The sequence below is a fragment of the Sphingomonas sp. CCH21-G11 genome (assembly GCF_001555965.1).
Lineage (GTDB): Bacteria > Pseudomonadota > Alphaproteobacteria > Sphingomonadales > Sphingomonadaceae > Sphingomonas.
The window spans coordinates 63,175-84,993 of the sequence record NZ_LSHX01000056.1 but is presented as its reverse complement, the minus strand read 5'-3'; the positions used below and the strand labels follow the sequence as shown (position 1 = coordinate 84,993).

The window sequence follows — 21,819 nt, the reverse complement described above, 5'->3', positions numbered from 1 at the left end:
GCGGGAAGCCGTCTCATGTCATCCCGGCCCGTATCGGGGCCGGGGTCAATCCGTTCCGCGCTCAGCCCTGATGGCTGTCGATGTAGCTGATCGCGTCCTTGACGGTCGTGATCTTCTCGGCGGCTTCTTCCGGAATCTCGACGCTGAATTCTTCCTCGAACGCCATCACCAATTCGACGATGTCGAGGCTGTCGGCGCCCAGATCGTCGATGAAGCTCGCATCCTCGGTCACCTTCTCGGCTTCGACACCGAGATGCTCGACGACGATCTTCTTCACGCGATCGGCAGTCTCGCTCATTCCCTGTTCCTCTTCAATCTGGCTAGAAACTCGGAATCGCACCTAGAACGCCGTTGGCGCGGTGGCAAGTCCCGCCGCCCAGCCCGGGGCAATCGGCCGACAAAAGCGGCGGTTTGCCATCCGTTAACCCTGGTCGGTCATATTTGTCGGGTGACGGGGGCATTGGACAGGATTGCGGACGGTCGCTGGCTGACCGCGCAGCGCGCACGGCGGCTGGCGCTCGTGTCGTTCGCCATCACCACGGCGTCGCTGCTTTCGCTGCTAATCACCGCGTCGGGCACGCTCGACTGGATGGGTCGCCCGATCGGGACGGACTTTTCCAATGTCTATGCTGCCGGACGGATGGCGCTGGATGGCCATGCCGCCGCCGTCTGGGACTGGCCGCAACACTATGCCGCGCAACAGGCACTGCACGGGCGCGCCGACGTGCCCTTTTACGGCTGGCACTATCCCCCGCCCTTCCTGATGGTTGCGGCGCTGCTCGCGCTGATGCCCTATCTCGTCGCATTGGTCGCGTGGCAGGGGGTGACGGCGGCGCTGGCACTTGCGGTCGTGCTGCGCGTCGCGCCGGGACGCTGGACATTGCCGATCGCGCTCGGTTTTCCCGCCGTGTTCGTTTGCCTGGGGCATGGCCAGAACGGTTTCCTGACCGCCGCATTGCTCGGCGGCGCCATGCTCGCACTCGACCGCCAGCCAAACCTCGCCGGGGTGCTGATCGGCCTGATCGCCTACAAGCCGCAATTCGGCTTTCTGCTGCCGCTCTTGCTGATCGCCGGCGGGCAGTGGCGCGTGGCATGGGTGGCGACGCTGACCGTGCTGACGCTCTATGCCGTGCCGATCGTCGTGCTCGGGCCGGACGTGTGGCCCGCCTTCGCGACCTCGATCGGCCTGACCCGCGACGTCGTGATCGGCGAGGCGCAGACCGGCCCGGCGAAGATGATCACGCCCTATGCCGCCATCCTGCTCAACGGCGGTTCGGCGGGGCTTGCCTGGAGCGTCCAGAGCACCGCCATCGTCCTGGCCGCCGCGCTTGTCGTGATGGCGGCCCGGGCGCCCGCCCCGCTGCGCGGCGCGGTCGTCATTCCCGCGGTGCTGATCGCCACCCCCTATGCGTTTGATTACGACATGGTTGCGCTCGGCATGGCGATCGCCTTTCTGGCGGAGCAGGCCCGGCGCTACGGCTGGCGACGCTATGAGCGGTCGGCGCTTGCGCTTGCCTATGCGGCACCGCTGATCGGCCGGCAATTCGCGGAAGTGAGCGGCGTGCCGCTCAACCTCATCGCGATCGTCGCGGTGCTGCTGATCGCCACACGCCGGCTGATGACCGCCGGAAGCGTCGCGCCGCGGCTTACAGCATCGCCATACCGCCATTCACGTGCAGGGTTTGCCCGGTAACATAAGCCGCCTCGCGGCTGGCCAGATAGACCGTCGCGGCCCCGACATCGTCGCCCTCGCCCAGCCTGCCCGCCGGGATACGCCCCATCAGCGCATCCTTTTGCGCATCGGGCAGCGCATCGGTCATCGCCGAACGAATGAAGCCGGGGGCCACGCAATTGACCGTGACGTTGCGGCTCGCCAGTTCCTGCGCCAGCGCCTTCGACATGCCGGTCAGCCCGGCCTTCGACGCCGCATAATTGGCCTGGCCGGGATTGCCGGTCGCGCCGACCACCGAGGTGATCGAGATGATGCGGCCGAACCGCGCCTTCATCATCGGGCGCGCTGCGGCACGGCAAAGCCGGAACGCGGCCTCCAGGTTGACGCGGATCACCTGGTCCCATTCCTCGTCCTTCATCCGCATCGACAGGTTGTCGCGCGTGACGCCGGCATTGTTGACGAGGATGTCGAGCCGCCCGCCCAGCGCCTCGACCGCCTGGGGCACCAGCGCGTCGACCGCCGCTGCGTCGGACAAGTCACAGGCGAGCGCGACGTGATCGCCACCCAGTTCGGCGCGAAACGCGTCGAGCTTGGCCGCGTTCGAACCCGAAAGCGCCAGCCGTGCCCCCTGCCCCGCCAGCGCGCGCGCGATCGCCGATCCAATTCCCCCCGATGCGCCGGTCACCAGTGCGGTCATGCCAGATAAATCGAACATCATTCACTCCTATTATTTTGATTCACGCGAAGGCGCGAAGACGCGAAGGCGGTGTGATTGTTGACGATCCGTCGCACACCTTCCTTCAAGGTCTCGCCGCCGAAGTTGACGCGAAGGCCGAGCGATCGCCCCGTAAGACGGAGATAAGTCAGCAGCTGCTTCGCATGGACCGGACTTAATCGCTCGAGCGACTTCACCTCGACGATCAGGGCATCCTCAACGAGAATGTCGATTCGAAAGGCGGCCTCGAAATGTAGCTCTTCAAACTCGATGCTGATCGGCACCTGCCGCGCCACCCGATAGCCTTCGCGTTCGAGAGCCTTCGCCAGCACGGTCTCGTAAACGGTCTCCAACAGGCCCGGACCAAGCTGGCGGTGAATGCGCAGCGACGTATCCACGGCGGCGGTGGCGAGATGCTCGACATCAATCATCGAGACGCCTCTTAGCGCCTTCGCGCCTTCGCGCGATTCCTCTTTTTCTAAAGCCGCTTCAGCAGTTCCTCGATATCGGCCATCGACACCACGCTGACGCAATCCAGTTCGGGCGCGGTGCGCTTGACCATGCCGGCCAGCACCTTGCCGCCCAGCTCGACGAGGTGGGTGACGCCGCCCGCATGCATCGCCAGCACGCTTTCGCGCCAGCGCACCATGCCCGTCACCTGCTCGACCAGCAGCGTGCGGATCGTGTCGGCATCGGCGACGGGTGCCGCGGTCACATTGGCATAGAGCGGGACCAGTGGCGCGCGCAGGTCGGCATTCGCCAGCGCTTCGGCCATCGCATCGGCGGCCGGCTGCATCAGCGGCGAATGAAAGGGCGCAGACACGGGCAGCAGTACCGCGCGCTTGGCCCCGAGGCCCTTGGCAATCGGGAGCGCGCGCTCGACCGCGGCGTGAACGCCAGAAATCACCACCTGCCCGGGATCATTGTCGTTGGCGACCGCCAGCACATCGCCCTGCGCCGCTGCGTCGGCGATTGCGCGCGCCTTGGCGAGGTCGGCGCCGAGCAGCGCGGCCATCGCGCCTTCGCCGACCGGCACCGCCGCCTGCATCGCCCGGCCGCGCAGCTTGAGCAGACGCGCCGTCGTCGACAGGTCGAGCGCGTCCGCCGCGCACAATGCGCTATACTCACCCAGGCTGTGGCCGGCGACGAAATCGGCCTTTTCGGCGAGGCGGACATTGCCCTCGCGCTCAAGCACGCGCAGCACCGCGATGGCATTCGCCATGATCGCGGGCTGGGCGTTTTCGGTCAGGGTAAGGTCCGCCTCTGGCCCCTCGCACATCAACCGGAACAGGTGCTGGCCGAGCGCATCGTCGACTTCCTGGAAGACCTCGCGCGCCGCCGGGCTGGCGTCGGCGATCGCCTTGCCCATGCCAACGGCGTGGCTGCCCTGGCCCGGAAAGATGAATGCGCGCATGTGATGCTCCCGTTCGACTGGCCGGTGCGGTTAGGGCCGAACCGCCCCCGGGTTCAAGTGCGAAGCGACGCGGTGCCGATGCGCGAAGCGATTTCACCAATAGCGTGATGATGCGATCCGGGCGCCCTCGCTCAACGCCGCCAGCTTCGCCCAGACCAGGTCGGGTTCGACCCCGCCCGATCCGACATGGATCGAAAAGCCGCAATCGACCCCCGCCATCACGCTGTCGCGCCCGACCAGATCGGCATAGCGACCGATGCGCTGGGCGATCAGCTCCGGATGCTCGATATAGTTCGACTGGCATTCGATGACGCCGGGGACCAGCACCTTGCCCTCGGGCGGCCGCACATCCTGAAACACGGTATATTCGTGCGCATGGCGCGGGTTTGCGGCCTCGAACAACAGGTAGCGTGGCCGCGCCTCCCACACCCGATCGATGATGTCGGCGAGCGGCACATCGCAATGGTGCGGCCCCGGGTAATTGCCCCAGCACAGGTGCATCCGCAGCTGTTCGGGCGGGATGTTCGCGGTCGCGCGGTTGATCGCCTCGACATGCAGCGCCATGCGGTCGCGGAACTGGGTGAGGGTCAGATCGGCATATTGGGTGTGCCGACCCATCGCCAGGTCGGGGCAGTCGATCTGCAGGGTGATCCCGGCCGCCGCGATCGTCTCATATTCATGGCGCAGCGCATCGGCGACCGCGAACAGATAGTCTTCGTGGCGATCGTAATAATCGTTGCGGAAGAACAGTGTCGTCACGCCCGGCGACGCCGCGCTCATGAACGGCCGGTGGCCCGGATGATCCGCCAGCACCGCATTGAGCCGCTGTGCGTCCAGCCGCGGCGCCTCCATGTCCTTGACCGTGATCGGCGCGTCGCACGCCGGGGTGCGGCGATGCTTGCGGCCCGGATCGTCGAAAATCCGTGCCTTGGTGGCGGGAAAGTCCTCGATGTCCTGAAAGACGTAGCTCGTCCCGGTGCCGCCGAACCCGGTCAGCCGATCCTTGATATAGGTCGCATAGCTCGGCTTCGACATCTCGCCGTCATTCACGATGTCGATGCCCGCCTCCACCTGCCTGGCGACGATCCGCCGGGTCGCATCGTCGATCGCGTCAGCGACCGCGGCGGGATCGAGCGGCAACCCGTCCTCGCGCGCGAACATGATCGACACCAGCGCCTCGGGCCGGGGCAGGCTGCCGACATGCGTGGTCAGGAAGCGGTCAGGCGAAGACATGGCGGGCTCCAGTCATGCGGGGAACGGGATTGGGGGCGGGTTCAGGCGGCGGCGTGGTGCGCGGCGGCGGTCAGCAGGAACGCCTTCACCTCGGCATTATAGGTTTCGGGGTGGGTCATGTTGCACAGGTGGCCGGCTCCGGGAATCAGGACGGCGCGGCCATCCGGCGCGCAGCTGCCCGCCGCCTGCGTCACCTGCCGCCGCCACGCCGTATCGCGTGCACCGGTGATCGCCAGCACCGGCATCGGCAGGTCGCGCACATCGTCCCGACCCGCGCCGGGTGCGCCCGGGCCGGCCGGCGCGATCAGGTCGCGCGCGTCATAATCGACCAGCATGGCCATGCATCGGTCCCGGCTCGCCCCCGACAGGCCCGCCATCAGCGCATGGCGTTGCCAGTGCGCGCGAAGATCGCCCAGCCGCCCGGCGCGCGCCCAGCGCGTGTAGCTGTCGAGCGGAATGCGCTCGTCCTCCGGCCCGGTATCGGGCACATCGGCAAGCGAGATTCCCTGCAGCACCAGCGCCGCGACGCGGTCGCGATGGTGGCGCGCGCAGAGGATCGCGGCGCTGCCTGCCTGCGACATGCCGATCAACGCGAAGCCGTCCAAACCCAGCGCGTCGGCGATCCGCACGATGTCGTCGCCTTCATGCGAGGGCGCAAAGGGCGCAGTCGACTGGCCGAAGCCGCGGCGATCCAGCGTGACCATCTGGAACCTGGACGACAGGGCACCATGCTGCGCGGCCCACATCCGCCGGTCGAGCGTCCAGCCGTGCAGGAGGATCAGCGCCGGCCCCGTTCCCGACACCTCGACCGCGATCCGGCCGCCCGCGACGCCGACCCATCGCGTCACGCCGCCCAGCCGGGCTTCCGGCCCGCTCACCACGCCACGCCGGGCGGCTCAGCCAGCGCCGAGCGCACCACTCATGCCGCCTCGACGTGGCGGAAGCGGTTGTTGTTCGAATGGTCGCCGGCCAGCCAGCGTTCCAGCTCGCGGTGCGCCTTCGCGCGCAGTTCGGGTTCGTCCGCCAGCGCCTCGGGCGCGTCGCAGGTGAATTCCAGGATCATGTTGTTGGGATCCTTGACATAGACCGACCGGCAATAGCCGTGCTCGAGCACATAGGTCTGCGGCTCCACGATGCCTGCCGCGGCGATCCGCCGCTCGATCTCGGCCTGCGCGTCGACATCGACCTGAAGCGCGATGTGGTGGAACGGCGATTCCGGGATCGGCGGGCTGAATTCGTCGGCGTCGGCCGGGTCCGCGAACTGGAAAAAGGCGAGCGCGCTGCCGTCCTTCATCGCGAAGAAGCAATGGCAGTAGACGCGCTCCTTCCCGAACAGCTCGTCCTTCTCGCAATAGGTCGCGACCAGCGGGAAGCCGAGGACGTCCTCATAAAATGCGCGCGTCTTTTCGAGATCGCGGGTCGTGTAGGCGGTGTGGTGCAATCGGTTGACCAGGATCGTCATCGGCTCGGCTCCCTTGCTCCGGAACCGGCCGCCGCGTGTGAAGGGGACCACGCGGCGGCCGGCAAGTCAGAATTTGTACGTCGCTTCCATGCCATAGATGCGCGGCCGCGCCTTGAACACGAAGCCACCCGGCGAGAATTCGGCATTATAGCGTTCGTCGAACAGATTGTCCGCAAAGCCCGTCAGCGACCAGGCACCGCCGTCGATCGTCAGGCGCGCATTGACGAGATCGACCGGATCGCGGCTGGTCGAATTGGGGACGTCGAACCAGGTGCGGCCGGTACGGCTGTAATCGACGCGCAACCGTCCCTTCAGGTCACCCGCACCCAGCCGCGTTTCGTACTGCGTGCCGAGGTTGATCGAATAGCGCGAGATGAACGGCGCCTCGTTGCCGATCACGGTCGGGTCCGGAAACGCCTTGATCTCGCTATAGGTGACGCCGAGCCCGAAATTGATATCCAGCCCGCGCGCGGGGCGGAGCGTGCCGTCGACCTCGAAGCCTTTCAGCCGCACCTCGGGCACATTGCCCAGGTTCTGCGTCGAGTTCGCCGCGAGAAAGACGAAGAAATAGCCATTCTCCGACTTGGTCGTATAGGCGCTGGCATTGAGGGTCAGCACCCGGCCGAACAGCGTCGATTTCGCCCCGATCTCGAACGTGTCGGCGGTCTCCGCCTCATAGATGTCGGCAACCCCGACCACGCCCGTCCCCGCCGCGACCGCGCCCACGCCGGTCTGATTGAACCCGCCCGACCGGAAGCCGCGGCTGTAGCCGCCATACAACGTCACATTGTCGACCGGCTTGTAGGTCAACGTCACCTTGGGCTGCCAGGCATCGAACGTCTCGCGCCGCACCTCGCCCGTCGTCCCGGCGGGAAAGCCGGGCACGACCGGAATGAACCCGGGCGGCGTCAGCGTCGTGTTGCGGCGACGGTCGCGGTCGTAGCGCAGCGACGCGTCGATACGCAGCGCGTCCGAGAATTTGTACCCGGCATTCGCATAGATCGCCCAGGCGAAATTGCTTTGCGAATCCGCCAGGAAGGAGAATTGCGGGTTGGCCGGATTGGTGCTGGGCGTCCGGAACACCGGGAACACCCCCGCCCCGGTATCGATCATGTTACCGGTCGAGATATAGCGATTGGTGTCGATGAAATAGCCGCCCACCGACCATTCGAACGCGCGGCCGGTCGGCGACTGGATCCGCAGGTCCTGACTGATCGCTTCCACATCCAGAAACTGGCTCTGGTTGAGGTCGAAGCCGAAGATCGCGAAGAACAGCGATTCGGGGATCGGCAGGAAGTTGAAGGCGTCGCCGGTCAGAATTTCGCTCAACGTGTCATAGGACGTGACCGAGGTGATCGAGCCCCAATCGGCCTCGTAATCGACCTTGGCCGAGACGTTGTAGATGTCGCGGTCGTTCTGGCCGGCGTTATTGACCCGCACCGGCAGGCTGGTGTCGTTCACGTCGGCGACGATGTTGTAATAGAGCGCCTGGGTCCGCAGCAGCGAGAGCGAGGCGCGCAGGTCGACGGTCAGCTCGGGCGTCGGCGTCCACAACAGCTTGCCGCGCAGCGAGATGTCCTCGAGCGGATCGGCGTCCTCGCCCAGGAAGGTGTTGGGGATATAGCCTTCGGTGTCGCGATACGACCCCGACAGGCGGAAACGCAGCGTGTCGCTGATCGGCCCCGAGACGCCGGCGAGTAGCGTGTAGCCGAAACCATTGTCGATGCCGGCGAATACGCGGCCCTCGAACTGGTCGGTCGGCTGCTTGGTGTTGATGATGATCGCGCCGCCGATCGCGTTGCGGCCGTAAAGGCCACCCTGCGGGCCCTTCAGCACCTCGATCTGCTCGATATCGAACAGCTCCTGGCTGAACTGGGCGGCATTGACCTGCTGGACACCGTCGACGACCACCGCGACCGAGGGTTCCGAATTCCGGTTCTGGGTGATGCCGCGGATGATGACAAAGGCGTTGCCCGCATTCTGCGTCTCGATCAGCTGCACGTTCGACGTCAGCCCGATGAAGTCGGCCGCCTTGTCGATCCCCGCGTCCTCGATCAGGTCCGCGTTGAAGGCGGTGATCGCCGCGGGCGTGTCCTGAAGCTTCGCGTCGCGCCGTAGCGCGGTGACGACGATTTCGCCCTCCTCAGCGGCGGGTGCGTCGGCGGCAGGGGTTTCCTGAGCCTGCGCGTAAGCGGGCTGGATTGCCGCGATCAGCATGGCCGGCATCGACGCCGCCCAGAATGCCCTTTTCGAAAGTGCCCGCATGCGCCTGCTCCTCTCCCCGAGATCGCCGGGCATTATGTCATCGCGCCCACAGGCACGCCCCGGTCCTGTTCGCGACGCTAAGCACTTCGATTGTCGAAGTCAACTTCGATATACGAAGTTTTGGCAATATTGGACCAGCGTTGAGCTGGATCGCCGATCCGACCGATTGCCAAGTGGCGGTCTGGTGAAGAGGCTATTGGAGCGAGCGGAGAAGCGTCGGCCAGCGTTGCAGCGCGGCGCCGATTTCGATCGCCGCCTCGCGCAGCAGCGGCAGGCGGGTCCGCACCAGCTCGTCCTGCGAAATCCGCGTCGTCGAGGTCGAGCAGTTGATCGCTGCGATTGCGCGGCGGCTGGCATCGAACACGGGGACCGCGACCGACACGATGCCGTAGTCGAGCTCGTCGAGCGCGGAATCATAGCCATTCGCCAGGACCTGATTCAGCCGCGCCCGAAGCGCGTCGCGATCGGTGACGGTGCGTTCGGTGAAGCGCTGGAAATCGGTCGTCGCCAGGAAATTGGCGATCGCGTCCTCGGGCTGGCACGCCATCAGCACCTTGCCAAGCGAGGTCGCATGGAGCGGAAAACGCGTGCCGACCGTCGCACCCAGGCGAATGTGTCGCTGGGTCGAGACATGCGCGACATACAGGATGTCGGAACCGGACAGTACCGCCATCGATGCGCTGTCGCCTGTAATGTCGCGCAGGTTCTGGAGCGGCGGCAGCACGACCTGCTCGACGTTCATCGACGACAGATACGCGGTGCCGAAGGACAGCACCTCGGGCCGCAGCAGGAACTTGCGACCGTGCTGGGCGACATAGCCGAGCTGGACCAGCGTGTTGAGGCACCGCCGCGCAACCGCCGGACTCAGCCCGGTCGCGGCCGCCACCTCGCTCAGCTGCATTTCCGGGCGCGCGGCGTCGAACGACCGCAGGACCTTCAGGCCGCGATCGAGGGTGGAGAGATATTCGCCGTCCTTGGCCGGCCGCACGGGCTTTTCCATGATGCCTTCCGCGCTAGCCGGGCGCGCTGCGGCAGGCAAGCTGCCCGCGCCGAACCCTGCCCGGATGCCTCATTCCGCCGCGTCGGCGCGGTGGCGGTCGCCAAGCAGCTCGTCATTGTGCTGGCCCAGCACCGGCGGCGCGGTGACGCTGCGCATCGTCTCGCCGTCGAAGCTGATCGGCGAGCGGATGGTGCGAAACCGACCATGCGGGCCCGACGGATCCTCGACGCAGAGGCCGAGATCCACCGCCTGCGGCGTTGCCACGACCTCGGGCGCGGTGTGGACCGCGGAATGCGGCACTTCGAACTGCGCCAGGACTTCGCACCATTCCGCGCGGGGACGCATGGCAAAACGCGGCGCGAGGAAGGCCGCGACCCGCTCGTAATTGGCGATCCGCGCGTCGCGGCTGGCAAATTCGGGGCGCGCCAGCATGTCCGGCGCGCCGACCGCTTCGGCAAGGCTTTCCCAGAATTTGGGCGGCGAAGACATGTGCAGCGCGATCCAGCCGCCGTCGGCGCACTGGAAGACATAGGATTGCGAAACGTTCGGCCGGCTGTACGGGGCCATCACCTCCCCTTGCGAGAAATAATGGGTGAAATCGTCGAGGTTGAAATGCGCCATCGCCTCGAACATCGACAGTTCGACCAGGCGTCCCCGCCCGGTGGTCGTCCGCTCGTGCAAGGCCGCGAGCGCGCCCTGTGCGGCATAGAAGCCCGTGATCGCATCCGCCAGCGCCGGCCCCACGACCCGCGGGTTCGCCGGGTTGAGCAGCAGGCGCAGAAAACCGCTCGCCGCCTGTGCAACGGTGTCGAACGCGGGGCGGTCGCGGTCCGGGCCGCTCGACCCGAAGCCGGAGATCGACACATAGATCAGCCGCGGGTTGATCGCGCGCAGGCGATCGGGATCGACGTTCAGCCGCTGGGCGACGCCGGGCCGGAAATTCTGGATGAAGATGTCCGCATCCGCGACCATCCGGTCGAATGCGGCCAGGTCGTCAGCGTCGCGCGTGTCGAGCGTGATCGATCGCTTGTTTCGGTTATAGGTCTGGAAATGCGGGCTATACAGCCCGCCCCGGAACGCCCGGAACGGGTCGCCGCCATCCGGCCGCTCGACCTTGATGACATCGGCACCCAGATCGGCCAAGAGCATTCCCGCCGCAGGGCCCGTGATGAACGTGCCCATTTCCAAGACGGTGACGTTGGCGAGCGGCGTGGCCATGTTGACATCTCCTGACCCGGCAAGCATAGAAAGTTCGATATACGAAATCAACTTCGCATTACGAAGTTTTGTGATATCGGAATGTCGGCAATGCCCGGCCAAGGCTGAGGAACCCCGCGATGCGTATCGGGAAGCAGGACGCGCCCTTTTCCGCCATCTGCACGTCGGATGCCGAACGGATCACCGTTCGCGGCCGCGACCTGTGCGGCGAACTGATCGGCAAGGTCGACTTCACCAGCTATTTCTGGCTGCTCGTCACCGGCGAGATGCCGACGGCGACCCAGAAGTTCTTCGCCGACGCGGTACTGGCGGCGATTGCCGAACACGGCCTGGTACCCAGCGTCGTCGCGGCGCGCATGACCTATGCCGCCGCGCCCGAGGCGTTTCACGGCGCGGTCGCCGCCGGGTTGCTGGGTTGCGGATCGGTCGTGCTCGGCAGCGCGGAGGTCGCCGGCCGCTTCTATGCCGACCTGGCCGCGCGTGCAGCCGCGAATGGGGAAGGCGTCGACACGGTGGCGGCCGCGGGCATCGCCGAGCTTCGCCGCGACAAGCGCGCGATCCCGGGCTTCGGCCATCCCCAGCACAGCAGCGGCGATCCGCGCGCGAACCTGCTGCTGGCGCTGGCGGACGATCATGGCGTGGCGGGACCGCACATCGAAATGCTGCGCGCGCTGCACGCAGCGCTGCCGGCGGTGCTGGGCCGCGCGCTGCCGATCAACGTCAACGGGGCGATCCCGGCGGTGATGCTCGACGTCGGCTTCCCGCTCGGCGCGCTCAAGGGCATTTCCCTGCTGGCACGCACCGCCAGCCTGATCGGCCATCTTCAGGAGGAAAGCGAGCGTCCGATCGGCTTCATCCTGTCCGGCGCCGCGGCACGCGCGATCGAATATGACGGGCCCGCGCCCGCCTGAGCGGCGCGCTTGCCTTTTGCCCCCAAATCTGTATGAGCGCCGTTCCCGGGCTCGCGGCATCGCGCCATCGGCCCGGACAAGCTTGAGACGACAGCCGGAGGGGCGTCCGCACGGGGCGGCGTCAGCGATCGGCCAAGAGAAGGTACAAGACATGGCTCTTTACGAGCACGTGTTCCTTGCGCGCCAGGATCTGGCACAGGCGCAGGTGGACGCGCTGGCGGAAGCCGCAACCAAGATCGTCGAGGATATGCAGGGCAAGGTCGTCAAGACCGAGACCTGGGGTCTTCGCTCGCTCGCCTATCGCATCGCAAAGAACCGCAAGGCGCATTATGTGATGCTCGAAATCGACGGCCCCGCGGGCGTCGTTGCCGAGCTGGAGCGCCAGACCGCGATCAACGAAGACGTGATCCGCTACATGACCGTCAAGGTCGACGAGCTCGAGCAGGGTCCGTCGGTGATGATGCGCAAGGGCGACCGCGACCGTGAGCGTCGGCGGGATCGTGACGATCGTGGCGGCGGCGGTGATCGTCCGCGCCGCGACCGCGATGGCTTTGACGGCGAGTAAGGAGCAGACACATGGCACGACCGTTTTTCCGCCGCCGCAAGAGCTGCCCCTTCAGTGCGAAGGACGCGCCGCGGATCGATTACAAGGATGTCCGTCTGCTGCAGGGCTTCGTGTCCGAGCGCGGCAAGATCGTCCCGTCGCGCATCACCTCGGTGAGCGCCAAGAAGCAGCGCGAGCTGGCCCAGGCCATCAAGCGCGCCCGCCATCTGGGCCTGCTGCCCTATATCGTGAAGTAAGGGAGGCAGTCCGATGGAAGTGATTCTGCTGGAACGCGTCGAAAAGCTCGGCGCCATCGGCGACGTGGTCAAGGTCAAGGACGGCTTTGCCCGCAACTACCTGCTGCCGCGCAAGAAGGCGCTGCGCGCCAACGATGCCAACCGCAAGGTGTTCGAGGCCAATCGCGAGCGGATCGAGGCGGACAACGCCGCGCGCCGCACCGAAGCGGAAAAGGAAGCCAAGACGCTCGACGGCGTTTCGGTCACGCTGATCCGCCAGTCGTCGAACACCGGCCAGCTCTATGGCTCGGTCGCGGTTCGCGACCTGGTCGACGCGCTGGTTGCCGACGGGCACAAGGTCAACAAGAGCCAGATCGTGCTCGACCGTCCGATCAAGGCGATCGGTCTGTACGAGGTGAAGCTGGGCCTCCACCCCGAGGTCGCGGTGACGATCAAGGTCAATGTCGCCCGTTCGCCGGAAGAAGCCGACATGCAGGCGCAGGGCGTCGACGTGATGGCGGCGATGTTCGAGAAGGACGAGGCCGGCTTCACCGAGGATTACGATCCCAATGCCGAGCCGGGCGAAATCGCGGCGGAAGCCGCCCCGGCGGAAGCGGAGACCGAAGCCGAGGGCTGATCGTCCGACGCCGACGCGATACCAAGAAAAAGGGGCCGTCCGGCGATCCGGGCGGCCCTTTTTCATGCGTACGGGAAAATGCGCTGAGGGTTCAGGGTGCCATGACGCACGCGCTGATGACCGCACCGAGCGGCACCAACGCCAGGATGATCGGCAACAGCTTGTTCATCGGATGATCCAATCCTCATTCATCTCGCAGCAACAATGCCGGGTGAAGACAAAGGTTTCCGCGAGGCACCGCAGGAATTTTCACCGATCACGCGGAACAATCACGCTTTTTGCGTGCAGCTGCCCCAGACCGGTCATCCCCGGTAAATCTCGCGCGCGCTAACCCCGTCAGCCAGCAAGCGCGCGGGCGGGGTTCGGATGCGGCAGGGTTTCGGCGTCATTGGCATCGCGATCGGCGCGGCATGGCTGCTCGCCAACGCGCCGCCCGATGACATCGAGCGCGCGATCATCGCGGAACTGAATTTCGCGCGGGCCAATCCGCGCGACTATGCCGAAGAGCTGCGCGACTATCGCGGGTATTTCGAGGGGCGCGTGGTCTATCCGCCCGACGATCCGGAGGGACAGTCGACGCGCGAAGGCGTGGCGGCGGTCGATGATGCGATCCGTTTTCTGGAGCGCCAGCCGCCCCTGCCCGCGCTCGACGACGCCCGCATCCTCGATCTTGCGGCGCGCGATCATGCCGACGATCAGGGCGCGACCGGCGCGATCGGCCATGTCGGGCGCAACGGATCGACCCCCGGCGATCGCGTGCGGCGGCGCGGCGGCGACATCTATGTGGGGGAGGTGATCTCCTACGGCCAGCGATCCGCCCGTGCCGTCGTGCGCCAGCTCATCGTCAATGATGGCGTGCCGGGGCGCGGTCATCGCCAGCTGGTCTTTTCCAGCCGCTATCGCTTTGCCGGGGCGGGGTGTGGCACGCATCCGCGCCAGCGCACGGTGTGCGTCGTCAAGCTGAGCGCCACGCCCGACGGCAATCCAGTGCTGCCGACCAGCGGCAATTGACGGTCACGCCCGTCCGAACAGCTTTTCGATGTCGCCGTGCGCCAGCTTGATCCAGGTCGGGCGGCCATGATTGCACTGGCCCGAATGCGGCGTCACCTCCATCTCGCGCAGCAGCGCGTTCATTTCGGCGACCGACAGGACGCGCCCGGCACGCACCGATCCGTGGCACGCCATCGTCGCCGCGACATGGTCGAGGCGCTCCTTGAGGCTCAGCGCCTCGTCATAGGCCGCCAGTTCGTCGGCAAGGTCGGTGACGAGGCCGGTCACATCCCCCTGCCCCAGCATCGCCGGGGTCGCGCGGACCAGGACGGCACGGGGACCGAACCGCTCCACCTCCAGCCCGAATGCGAGCAGCTCGGCCGCGCGTGCTTCCAGCCGGTCGCACGCGATTTCGTCGAGCTCGACGACCTCGGGCAGCAGCAGCGCCTGGCGCGCCACCCCGCCATCCGCCATCGCGCGTCGCATCCGTTCGAGCACGAGACGCTCGTGCGCGGCGTGCTGATCGACCAGAACCAGCCCGTCTTCGGCCTCTGCGACGATATAAGTGCGCGCCACCTGTCCCCGCGCGACGCCCAGCGGGTGCACGGTCGCGTGCAACGGTGCCGCATCGGCGGGTTCGGCGCGTGCCTGAGGCGGCGAGGCAAAAAAGGTCGGCCGACGATCGGCGACCGCATGGCGCGACGCGGCATTCGGCGCGTCCCAACCGGCCAGCGGATCGGCCGACGACGTCGCAGGCATCGGTGCCTCGCGCTGCCACATCGCCATGGCGCCCGCATCCGCACGCTGGGCACTGCGGTGACCCGCCTCGTCCAGCGCGCGCCGCAGGCCGCTGACGATCAGGCCGCGCACCAGCGCGGGTTCGCGGAAGCGCACCTCGGTCTTGGCCGGATGGACGTTGACGTCGACCAGTTCGGTCGGCAGGTCGAGGAACAGCGCAACGACGGGATGGCGATCGCGCGCCAGCATCTCGGCATAGGCGCCACGCACCGCGCCGACGAGCAGCCGATCCTTCACCGGCCGCCCGTTGACGAACAGATACTGGTGATCCGCCACCCCGCGGTTAAAGGTCGGCAGCCCGGCAATCCCGGTCAGGTGCAGCGCCTCGCGCGCCAGGTCGACCAGGATGCTGTTGTCGGCGAGCGCCCGGTCGGTCAGCGCCGCGACGCGATCGAGCCGGCTTTCCCCCGCCTGGGTGCCCAGCACGCGGCGACCGTCATGCTCGACCGAAAAGGCGATGTCGGGCCGCGCCATCGCCAGCCTGCGCACGACATCCATGCTGGCGGCATATTCGGCGCGGGCGGAGCGCAGGAACTTGCGCCGCGCCGGCACCCGCGCGAACAATCCCTCCATCCGCACCCGCGTTCCCGGCGGCAGCGCGGCCGGCCCCTCGCCCGTCAGGACGCCGTGATCGACGATGCGCGACCAGCCCTCCGCGCCGCGCACCCGGGTTTCGATCGTCAGCCGCGCGACGCTGGCGATCGAGGGCAGCGCCTCGCCGCGAAAGCCCAACGTCGTGACCGCGTCGATCGCTTCGTCGGGCAGCTTTGACGTCGCGTGGCGTTCGAGCGCGAGCGCGATCTCGTCGGGGCGCATGCCGCAGCCGTCGTCGGCGACCTCAACCAGTTCGGTGCCCCCCGCCGCGAGCCGGATCGCGATGCGCGTCGCCCCGGCGTCGATGGCATTCTCGACCAGTTCCTTGAGCGCGCTGGCGGGGCGTTCCACCACTTCACCGGCCGCGATGCGATTGACGAGATGTTCGGGCAGGCGGCGTATTGACATGGTCGTTGCTCTAGCCCAAGCGACGGCATCCCGCGACCCGAATCCGCCAGTCTTCTCAAGGCCGGAGATGTCCGGTTTTTGGGATATGGGCTGATAATTTGTGCGAACTCCCGCGCAGCATGACGGCGCGGACCGGAACGGAACGACGATGGTATTTTCCCGCTTCTTCAAATTCATGTCGCACGACATGGCGATCGACCTCGGCACGGCGAACACGGTTGTCTATCTGCGCGGTCGCGGGGTGGTGCTCAACGAACCTTCGGTGGTGGCGGTCGAAACGCTGAACGGGGTGCGCCGCGTCAAGGCGGTCGGCGACGACGCCAAGCTGATGATGGGCAAGACGCCCGGCACGATCGAGGCCATCCGCCCGCTGCGCGACGGCGTGATCGCCGACATCGACGTCGCCGAACAGATGATCAAGCATTTCATCCAGAAGGTGCACGGCCAGCGTCGCTTCATGCGCTGGCCCCAGATCGTGATCTGCGTGCCGTCGGGTTCGACCAGCGTCGAACGCCGCGCGATCCGCGACGCCGCCTCCAACGCGGGCGCGAGCCAGGTGTGGCTGATCGAGGAACCGATGGCGGCGGCGATCGGCGCCAACATGCCCGTTACCGAACCGATCGGCAGCATGGTCGTCGACATCGGCGGCGGCACGACCGAAGTCGCGGTGCTCTCGCTGCGCGGCCTGGCCTACTCGACCAGCGTGCGCGTCGGCGGCGACAAGATGGACGAGGCGATCGTCAGCTATGTGCGCCGCAACCACAACCTGCTGATCGGCGAAGCGACGGCGGAGCGGATCAAGCAGGAAGTCGGCATCGCCAAGCCGCCGGCGGACGGCATCGGCCTGACCATCCACATCAAGGGCCGCGACCTGGTCAACGGCGTGCCCAAGGAAATCCAGATCAACCAGGGCCAGATCGCCGAGGCGCTGAGCGAGCCGGTCGGCACGATCGTCGAAGGGGTGCGCATCGCGCTTGAGAACACCGCGCCCGAACTCGCCGCCGACATCGTCGATCAGGGCATCGTGCTGACCGGCGGCGGCGCGCTGCTCGAAGGCATCGACGAAGTGCTGCGCGACGAGACCGGGCTGCCCGTGTCGGTAGCCGAGGATCCGCTGACCTGTGTCGCGCTGGGCACCGGACGCGCGCTGGAGGACCCGGTGTTCCGCGGCGTCCTCATCTCCGTCTGAGAAGGCGCTGAGCAATGGCGCCGCCGCGGGATCGGCGCCCGGGTTTCTCGCGTCGGGCGCAATATGGCGTATTCATCGGCTATGTGCTGCTCGCGACCGGCGCCGTGGTCGGCGCGGTGCTCCTGCTGCTGTCCAGCATCAGCCCCCAGGCGCTATCCTGGCCCCGCGGGGCGTTGCGTGAGATCACCGTCCCCGTTTCCTACGCGGCTGGATGGGTATGGAACGGGATCAGCGGCGTGCCCGCGAGCATCGGCACCTATTTTCACGTCCATGGCGAGAACCGCGTGCTCCGCGCCAGGCTGGCGCGCGATGAGCAGCTTGTGCTGCGCGCGCGCGCGCTGGTGGCGGAAAACCGCCGCCTGAAAGCGCTGCTTGCCGTGCGCGATCGCGCTCCAGGGACCATCGTTACCGCGCGCGTGGTCAGTTCGTCGGCATCGAGCACGCGTCGCTTCGCCACCCTGAACGCTGGATCGCGCCAGCGCGTGCGCGCGGGCCAGCCGGTACTGGGACCCAACGGCCTGATCGGCCGGGTGATCGAAACCAGCCTGAACACGGCGCGCATCCTGCTGATCATCGATCCGGAGAGCATCGTTCCCGTCCGCCGGGCGCGCGACAATCTGCCCGCAATCGTCGTCGGCCGTGGCGACGGCCTGGTCGACGTGCGCAGCGCAAGCGTCGCCAACGCCCCCCTGCTGGCGGGCGACACCTTCGTCACCTCCGGCGCGGGCGGCATCTTTCCGCCCGGCGTGCCGGTCGCCCAGGTGCTGAGGTCGGCGCGCGACAGCACGACCGCGCGTCCCTTCGCGAATGTTGATGCGCTCGACATCGCAATCGTGCAGCCCGCCTATTTCCCGGAGGCCGCCGCACCACCGGCAGCCGCGGGGGCGACGCCGTGACCGATCGTCGCACCGCGCCGTGGGAGAGCGATCTGCCGCGTCGCACCGGCTGGCGGCCGCCAGCGTCGATCATGGCTGGATCGGCGCTTACCGTGCTCCCGGTCGTCGCATCGGTGCCGCTGCTGCCGCCCGCCGGGCTGCTGATGCTGCTGGGCTGGCGGCTGACGCGCGCGGACCTGCTGCCGCGCTGGGCGCCGCCGCTGCTGGGCCTGTTCGACGACCTGCTGAGCGGTCAGCCGCCGGGCAGCGCGATGTTGTTGTGGGCCCTGTGCGTTCTGGGCATCGATGTGCTAGACACACGCCTTGTGTGGCGCGATTTTTGGCAGAATTGGCTGATTGCGGCGGCAGCCATCGGGTTTTGCCTGATCGCCGGGCGATTGCTCGCGACCGATTTCACGGCGCATGTCGATAGCTGGCTGTTGATCCAGATCGTGGTGTCGATCGCCTGCTTTCCCCTCGCCGCGCGGCTGTGCGCCGCGCTCGATACCCCGGCGCGCGACCGATGAGCGGCCCGGTCAAGATCGTCACCGAAGCCGCGCAGGCGTTCAGCTTTTCGCGCCGGGCCATGTTCCTGACGAGCGCGCAGGCCGCCGTCGGCGTGGTGCTGGCCGGGCGGATGGCCTGGATCTCGGTGGCCGAGAACGAGCATTATCGGCTGCTCGCCGAAAGCAATCGCGTCAACCTGACGCTGGTCCCGCCGCGTCGCGGCTGGATCGTCGATCGTCACGGCGCGCCCATCGCCAACAACCGGACCGATTTTCGCGTCGACATCATCCCCGATCGTCTGCCCAAGGACGATCGGCCACGCGTGCTCGGGCTGCTGCAGTCGGTGCTGGCGCTGACCGCCGACGATCTGGAGAAGGTCCAGACCGACCTGAAGCGCGCCGCGGGCTTTCAACCGGTGCCGGTCGCCGAAAATCTCGATTGGGAACGCTTTGCCGCGGTTAGCGTCCGCCTGCCCGAATTGCCAGGTGTCGAACCGACGCGCGGTTTCGCCCGCAACTATCCCGGCGGGGCAGCGGTCGCGCACCTTGTCGGCTATGTCGGCGCCGCATCGGCCGAGCAGTTCGAGAAGGACAAGGATCCGTTGCTCGTCACGCCGGGCTTCAAGCTGGGCAAGGACGGGCTGGAAAAGATGCTCGAGCCCCAACTGCGCGGCGAACCGGGGGCCAAGCGTGTCGAGGTCACCGCGCGCGGGCGGCTGGTGCGCGAGCTCGCCACCCGACCCGACCGTCAGGGCCAGACGGTCAAGCTGACCGTCGACCTGGGGCTGCAGGAATATGCCGCCCGGCGGCTGGGCGAGGAATCGGGGTCGGTCGTCGTATTCGATTGTCGCACCGGCGGCATCCTGGCGATGGCGTCGATGCCGGCTTATGACCCCAACAGCTTTTCGGACGGGATCAGTCGCGCCGAATGGGGCATGTTGTCGCAGGACGACCATTTGCCGCTGACCAACAAGTCACTGCAGGGCCTGTACCCCCCAGGCTCGACCTTCAAACCGGCGACCGCGCTCGCGGTCCTCGGCGCGGGTATCGATCCCGAGCGCACCGTGTTCTGTCCCGGCGGCTATCAGCTCGGCAATCGCCGTTTCGGGTGCCTCGGGCGGCACGGCTCGGTGCGCATGCACGAGGCGATCGCGCGCAGCTGCAACACCTATTTCTACACCATGGGCCGCGAGGTCGGAATCGAGGCGATTGCGGCCGCGGCGCGCCGGCTCGGCTTCGGGGCGGAACATGCGCTGCCGGTACCGTCGCAACGTTATGGCACCGTGCCCGACGCGGCGTGGAAGCTGCGCAAATATGATCAGAAATGGGGGGTCGCGGACACGCTCAATACCTCGATCGGCCAGGGCTATGTGCTGGCCAGCCCGTTTCAGCTCGCGCTCGCCTCGGCACGCATCGCGTCGGGCAAGATGCTGACGCCGCACCTGATCGTCGCCGACAGGAAAGCCGATGGCCCGCTCGGCGTGCCGGCCGAACATCTGGCCATCATCCGGTCGGGCATGGACGAGGTCGTGAACGGCAACGGCACCGCCGTGCGGTCGCGCCTCCCCCTTCCCGACATCCGCATGGGCGGCAAAACCGGCACCGCGCAGGTGCGCCGCTTGAGCGCCGGCGCGCGCGGCGGATTGAACGTGCCCTGGAAGTATCGCGACCACGGGCTGTTCATCTGCTTCGCCCCGGTCGAAAATCCGATCTATGCCGCCGCGGTCGTGATCGAGCATGGCGTCGGCGGATCGCGCGCCGCCGCCCCGGTCGCGCGCGACGTGCTCACCTATCTGTTCGACAAGCAGAAGGCGCTCGACATCCTCGCGCCCCTCGAAGCCGAATGGGGGGGCGACATCGGCGCACGCATGGCCAAGAAACAGGCGGCCTATGACGCGGCCCGGGCCGCCGCGCTCGACCCGGCGGCCGCTGCCGCTGCAGAAGCCGTCGCCGGCGCGAGTCCGGCCGCGCCGCGCGTCCCGGGGGCGACACCGTGAACGCGCTAACCTATGTCCCGCGTCCGGTTGCGCAGCTACCCTGGCGCGTCATCCTGCTCGTCCTCGCGATCGGCGGTTTCGGGCTGGTCGTACTCTATTCGGCCGCGGGCGGCAGCATTTCGCCCTGGGCCGGACCGCAGGGGATCAAGTTCGCGATCTTCATGGCGATGGCGCTCGTGCTGTCGCGCGTGCCGGTGCAGTGGTGGTCGATGGGCGCTCTGCCGCTCTACGCCGGGCTGATCCTGCTGCTGGTCATGGTCGAGCTGCTCGGCGCGGTGCGCGGGGGCAGCCAGCGATGGCTCGATCTCGGCTTCATCCGGCTTCAGCCCTCCGAGCTGATGAAGCTCGGCATCGTCCTGGCGCTCGCCAAGTTCTTCGATCTTCAGCCACCCGGCGAGGCGCGCAAGCTCACGCCGATCCTGGCCGCGGGCGCGATGATCGGGTTTCCGGCCGCGCTGGTGATGCTCCAGCCCGACCTCGGCACCGCGCTGATGATCGTGGCCGGCGGGCTGACGGTCATGTTCCTGGCCGGCGTGCCGCTGCGGCTTTTCATCGGCGGGGCACTCGGGCTGGCGCTGGCGGTGCCGCTGGCGGTCAATTTCCTGCTCCACGATTATCAGCGCAAGCGTGTGCTGACCTTCCTCAATCCAGAGAATGATCCGCTCGGCACCGGCTATCACATCAGCCAGTCGAAGATCGCGATCGGATCGGGCGGGTTGTTCGGCAAGGGCTTCCTCAACGGGACGCAGAGCCATCTCGACTATCTGCCCGAAGGACACACCGATTTCGTCTTCGCCACCATGGCGGAGGAATGGGGGCTGATGGGCGGGCTGTTCCTGATCGTCGCGTTCCTCCTCCTGATCCGCTGGGGCGTCGGCGTGGGGATTCAGGCCTCGACCCGATTCATGCGGCTGACCGCGGCCGGGCTGGCGACGACGATCTTCTTCTACATGGCGATCAACATGGCGATGGTGATGGGTCTGGCACCGGTCGTCGGCATTCCGCTTCCGCTGGTCAGCTGGGGCGGATCGGCGCAGATGACGGTCCTGATCTGCCTGGGTATCCTCATGTCGATCGATCGCGAAAACCGCCTGGCGCGCACCCCGCGCTGGTAGGTCGCCCGAGGCCGGCACGATAATCTGATTTCGGGCGTTG

22 protein-coding genes are annotated in these 21,819 nt (G+C 67.2%); 11 read left to right on the top strand and 11 right to left on the bottom strand.

Features of this window, described 5'->3' with window-relative positions:
• Window positions 1–61: 61 nt before the first annotated feature.
• The gene (locus tag AX676_RS16410; protein WP_066479272.1) at window positions 62–298 is read right to left on the bottom strand and encodes an acyl carrier protein; all 237 of its coding nucleotides are present in this window, start codon (window positions 296–298) and stop codon (window positions 62–64) included.
• A 162-nt stretch (window positions 299–460) separates the two neighbouring features.
• Between AX676_RS16410 and AX676_RS16405 the strand changes: the two genes are divergently transcribed.
• The gene (locus AX676_RS16405; protein ID WP_231726081.1) at window positions 461–1,693 is read left to right on the top strand and encodes a glycosyltransferase family 87 protein; all 1,233 of its coding nucleotides are present in this window, start codon (window positions 461–463) and stop codon (window positions 1,691–1,693) included.
• Here the strand turns inward: AX676_RS16405 and fabG are convergent.
• From fabG to AX676_RS16360, 9 genes are all read right to left on the bottom strand, one after another.
• Complete coding sequence (gene fabG, locus AX676_RS16400) at window positions 1,647–2,387, bottom strand: 3-oxoacyl-[acyl-carrier-protein] reductase (protein ID WP_066479343.1); 741 nt, start codon at window positions 2,385–2,387, stop codon at window positions 1,647–1,649. The two genes, AX676_RS16405 and fabG, sit on opposite strands and share 47 nt — an antisense overlap.
• Window positions 2,387–2,818: a GxxExxY protein gene (locus AX676_RS16395; RefSeq protein ID WP_066479264.1), complete on the bottom strand. Its 432-nt coding sequence runs from the start codon at window positions 2,816–2,818 to the stop codon at window positions 2,387–2,389. The genes fabG and AX676_RS16395 overlap by 1 nt, the downstream gene beginning before the upstream one ends.
• A gap of 47 nt (window positions 2,819–2,865) precedes the next feature.
• Window positions 2,866–3,801 carry an ACP S-malonyltransferase gene (gene fabD, locus AX676_RS16390; protein WP_066479262.1) on the bottom strand — a complete coding sequence of 312 codons (936 nt, stop codon included), beginning with the start codon at window positions 3,799–3,801 and terminating at the stop codon, window positions 2,866–2,868.
• 93 nt (window positions 3,802–3,894) lie between these two features.
• Entirely contained in the window at window positions 3,895–5,034 is a 1,140-nt protein-coding gene (locus tag AX676_RS16385; RefSeq protein ID WP_066479260.1) for a cobalamin-independent methionine synthase II family protein, read from the bottom strand.
• 41 nt (window positions 5,035–5,075) lie between these two features.
• A complete protein-coding gene (locus tag AX676_RS16380) occupies window positions 5,076–5,912 on the bottom strand; it encodes an alpha/beta fold hydrolase (RefSeq protein ID WP_156437712.1) in 837 nt (278 codons plus the stop codon).
• 41 nt (window positions 5,913–5,953) lie between these two features.
• The gene (locus AX676_RS16375; protein WP_066479256.1) at window positions 5,954–6,496 is read right to left on the bottom strand and encodes a VOC family protein; all 543 of its coding nucleotides are present in this window, start codon (window positions 6,494–6,496) and stop codon (window positions 5,954–5,956) included.
• Window positions 6,497–6,562: 66 nt separating this feature from the next.
• A complete protein-coding gene (locus AX676_RS16370; protein WP_082731117.1) occupies window positions 6,563–8,761 on the bottom strand; it encodes a TonB-dependent receptor in 2,199 nt (732 codons plus the stop codon).
• 193 nt (window positions 8,762–8,954) lie between these two features.
• Entirely contained in the window at window positions 8,955–9,761 is an 807-nt protein-coding gene (locus tag AX676_RS16365; protein ID WP_066479251.1) for an IclR family transcriptional regulator domain-containing protein, read from the bottom strand.
• Window positions 9,762–9,830: 69 nt separating this feature from the next.
• The gene (locus AX676_RS16360) at window positions 9,831–10,979 is read right to left on the bottom strand and encodes a CaiB/BaiF CoA transferase family protein (protein WP_066479248.1); all 1,149 of its coding nucleotides are present in this window, start codon (window positions 10,977–10,979) and stop codon (window positions 9,831–9,833) included.
• Between the two features lie 119 nt (window positions 10,980–11,098).
• Between AX676_RS16360 and AX676_RS16355 the strand changes: the two genes are divergently transcribed.
• The 5 genes from AX676_RS16355 (at window position 11,099) to AX676_RS16335 (ending at window position 14,318) form a co-directional block, all read left to right on the top strand.
• Window positions 11,099–11,890, top strand: a complete 792-nt coding sequence (locus AX676_RS16355) for a citryl-CoA lyase (protein ID WP_066479245.1) — start codon at window positions 11,099–11,101, stop codon at window positions 11,888–11,890.
• Window positions 11,891–12,041: 151 nt separating this feature from the next.
• Entirely contained in the window at window positions 12,042–12,455 is a 414-nt protein-coding gene (gene rpsF, locus AX676_RS16350; RefSeq protein WP_066479243.1) for a 30S ribosomal protein S6, read from the top strand.
• Window positions 12,456–12,466: 11 nt separating this feature from the next.
• Entirely contained in the window at window positions 12,467–12,691 is a 225-nt protein-coding gene (gene rpsR / locus AX676_RS16345) for a 30S ribosomal protein S18 (RefSeq protein ID WP_010543816.1), read from the top strand.
• A 13-nt stretch (window positions 12,692–12,704) separates the two neighbouring features.
• The gene (gene rplI / locus AX676_RS16340; RefSeq protein ID WP_066479241.1) at window positions 12,705–13,307 is read left to right on the top strand and encodes a 50S ribosomal protein L9; all 603 of its coding nucleotides are present in this window, start codon (window positions 12,705–12,707) and stop codon (window positions 13,305–13,307) included.
• Window positions 13,308–13,673: 366 nt separating this feature from the next.
• Window positions 13,674–14,318, top strand: a complete 645-nt coding sequence (locus AX676_RS16335; protein WP_066479239.1) for a CAP domain-containing protein — start codon at window positions 13,674–13,676, stop codon at window positions 14,316–14,318.
• Between the two features lie 3 nt (window positions 14,319–14,321).
• Here the strand turns inward: AX676_RS16335 and mutL are convergent, their stop codons facing one another.
• Complete coding sequence (gene mutL, locus AX676_RS16330; protein WP_066479236.1) at window positions 14,322–16,097, bottom strand: DNA mismatch repair endonuclease MutL; 1,776 nt, start codon at window positions 16,095–16,097, stop codon at window positions 14,322–14,324.
• Between the two features lie 148 nt (window positions 16,098–16,245).
• Between mutL and AX676_RS16325 the strand changes: the two genes are divergently transcribed.
• Genes AX676_RS16325 through rodA form a run of 5 tightly spaced genes read left to right on the top strand, consistent with a single transcriptional unit; the run spans window position 16,246 to window position 21,779 of the window.
• Complete coding sequence (locus AX676_RS16325; protein ID WP_066479234.1) at window positions 16,246–17,286, top strand: rod shape-determining protein; 1,041 nt, start codon at window positions 16,246–16,248, stop codon at window positions 17,284–17,286.
• A 14-nt stretch (window positions 17,287–17,300) separates the two neighbouring features.
• Window positions 17,301–18,182 carry a rod shape-determining protein MreC gene (mreC, locus tag AX676_RS16320; protein ID WP_066479232.1) on the top strand — a complete coding sequence of 294 codons (882 nt, stop codon included), beginning with the start codon at window positions 17,301–17,303 and terminating at the stop codon, window positions 18,180–18,182.
• Window positions 18,179–18,688, top strand: a complete 510-nt coding sequence (locus tag AX676_RS16315; protein ID WP_066479230.1) for a rod shape-determining protein MreD — start codon at window positions 18,179–18,181, stop codon at window positions 18,686–18,688. The genes mreC and AX676_RS16315 overlap by 4 nt, the downstream gene beginning before the upstream one ends.
• The gene (mrdA, locus tag AX676_RS16310; RefSeq protein WP_066479340.1) at window positions 18,685–20,664 is read left to right on the top strand and encodes a penicillin-binding protein 2; all 1,980 of its coding nucleotides are present in this window, start codon (window positions 18,685–18,687) and stop codon (window positions 20,662–20,664) included. Before AX676_RS16315 ends, mrdA begins: the two co-directional genes overlap by 4 nt.
• Window positions 20,661–21,779, top strand: a complete 1,119-nt coding sequence (gene rodA / locus AX676_RS16305; protein ID WP_066479228.1) for a rod shape-determining protein RodA — start codon at window positions 20,661–20,663, stop codon at window positions 21,777–21,779. Before mrdA ends, rodA begins: the two co-directional genes overlap by 4 nt.
• Window positions 21,780–21,819 lie beyond the last annotated feature (40 nt).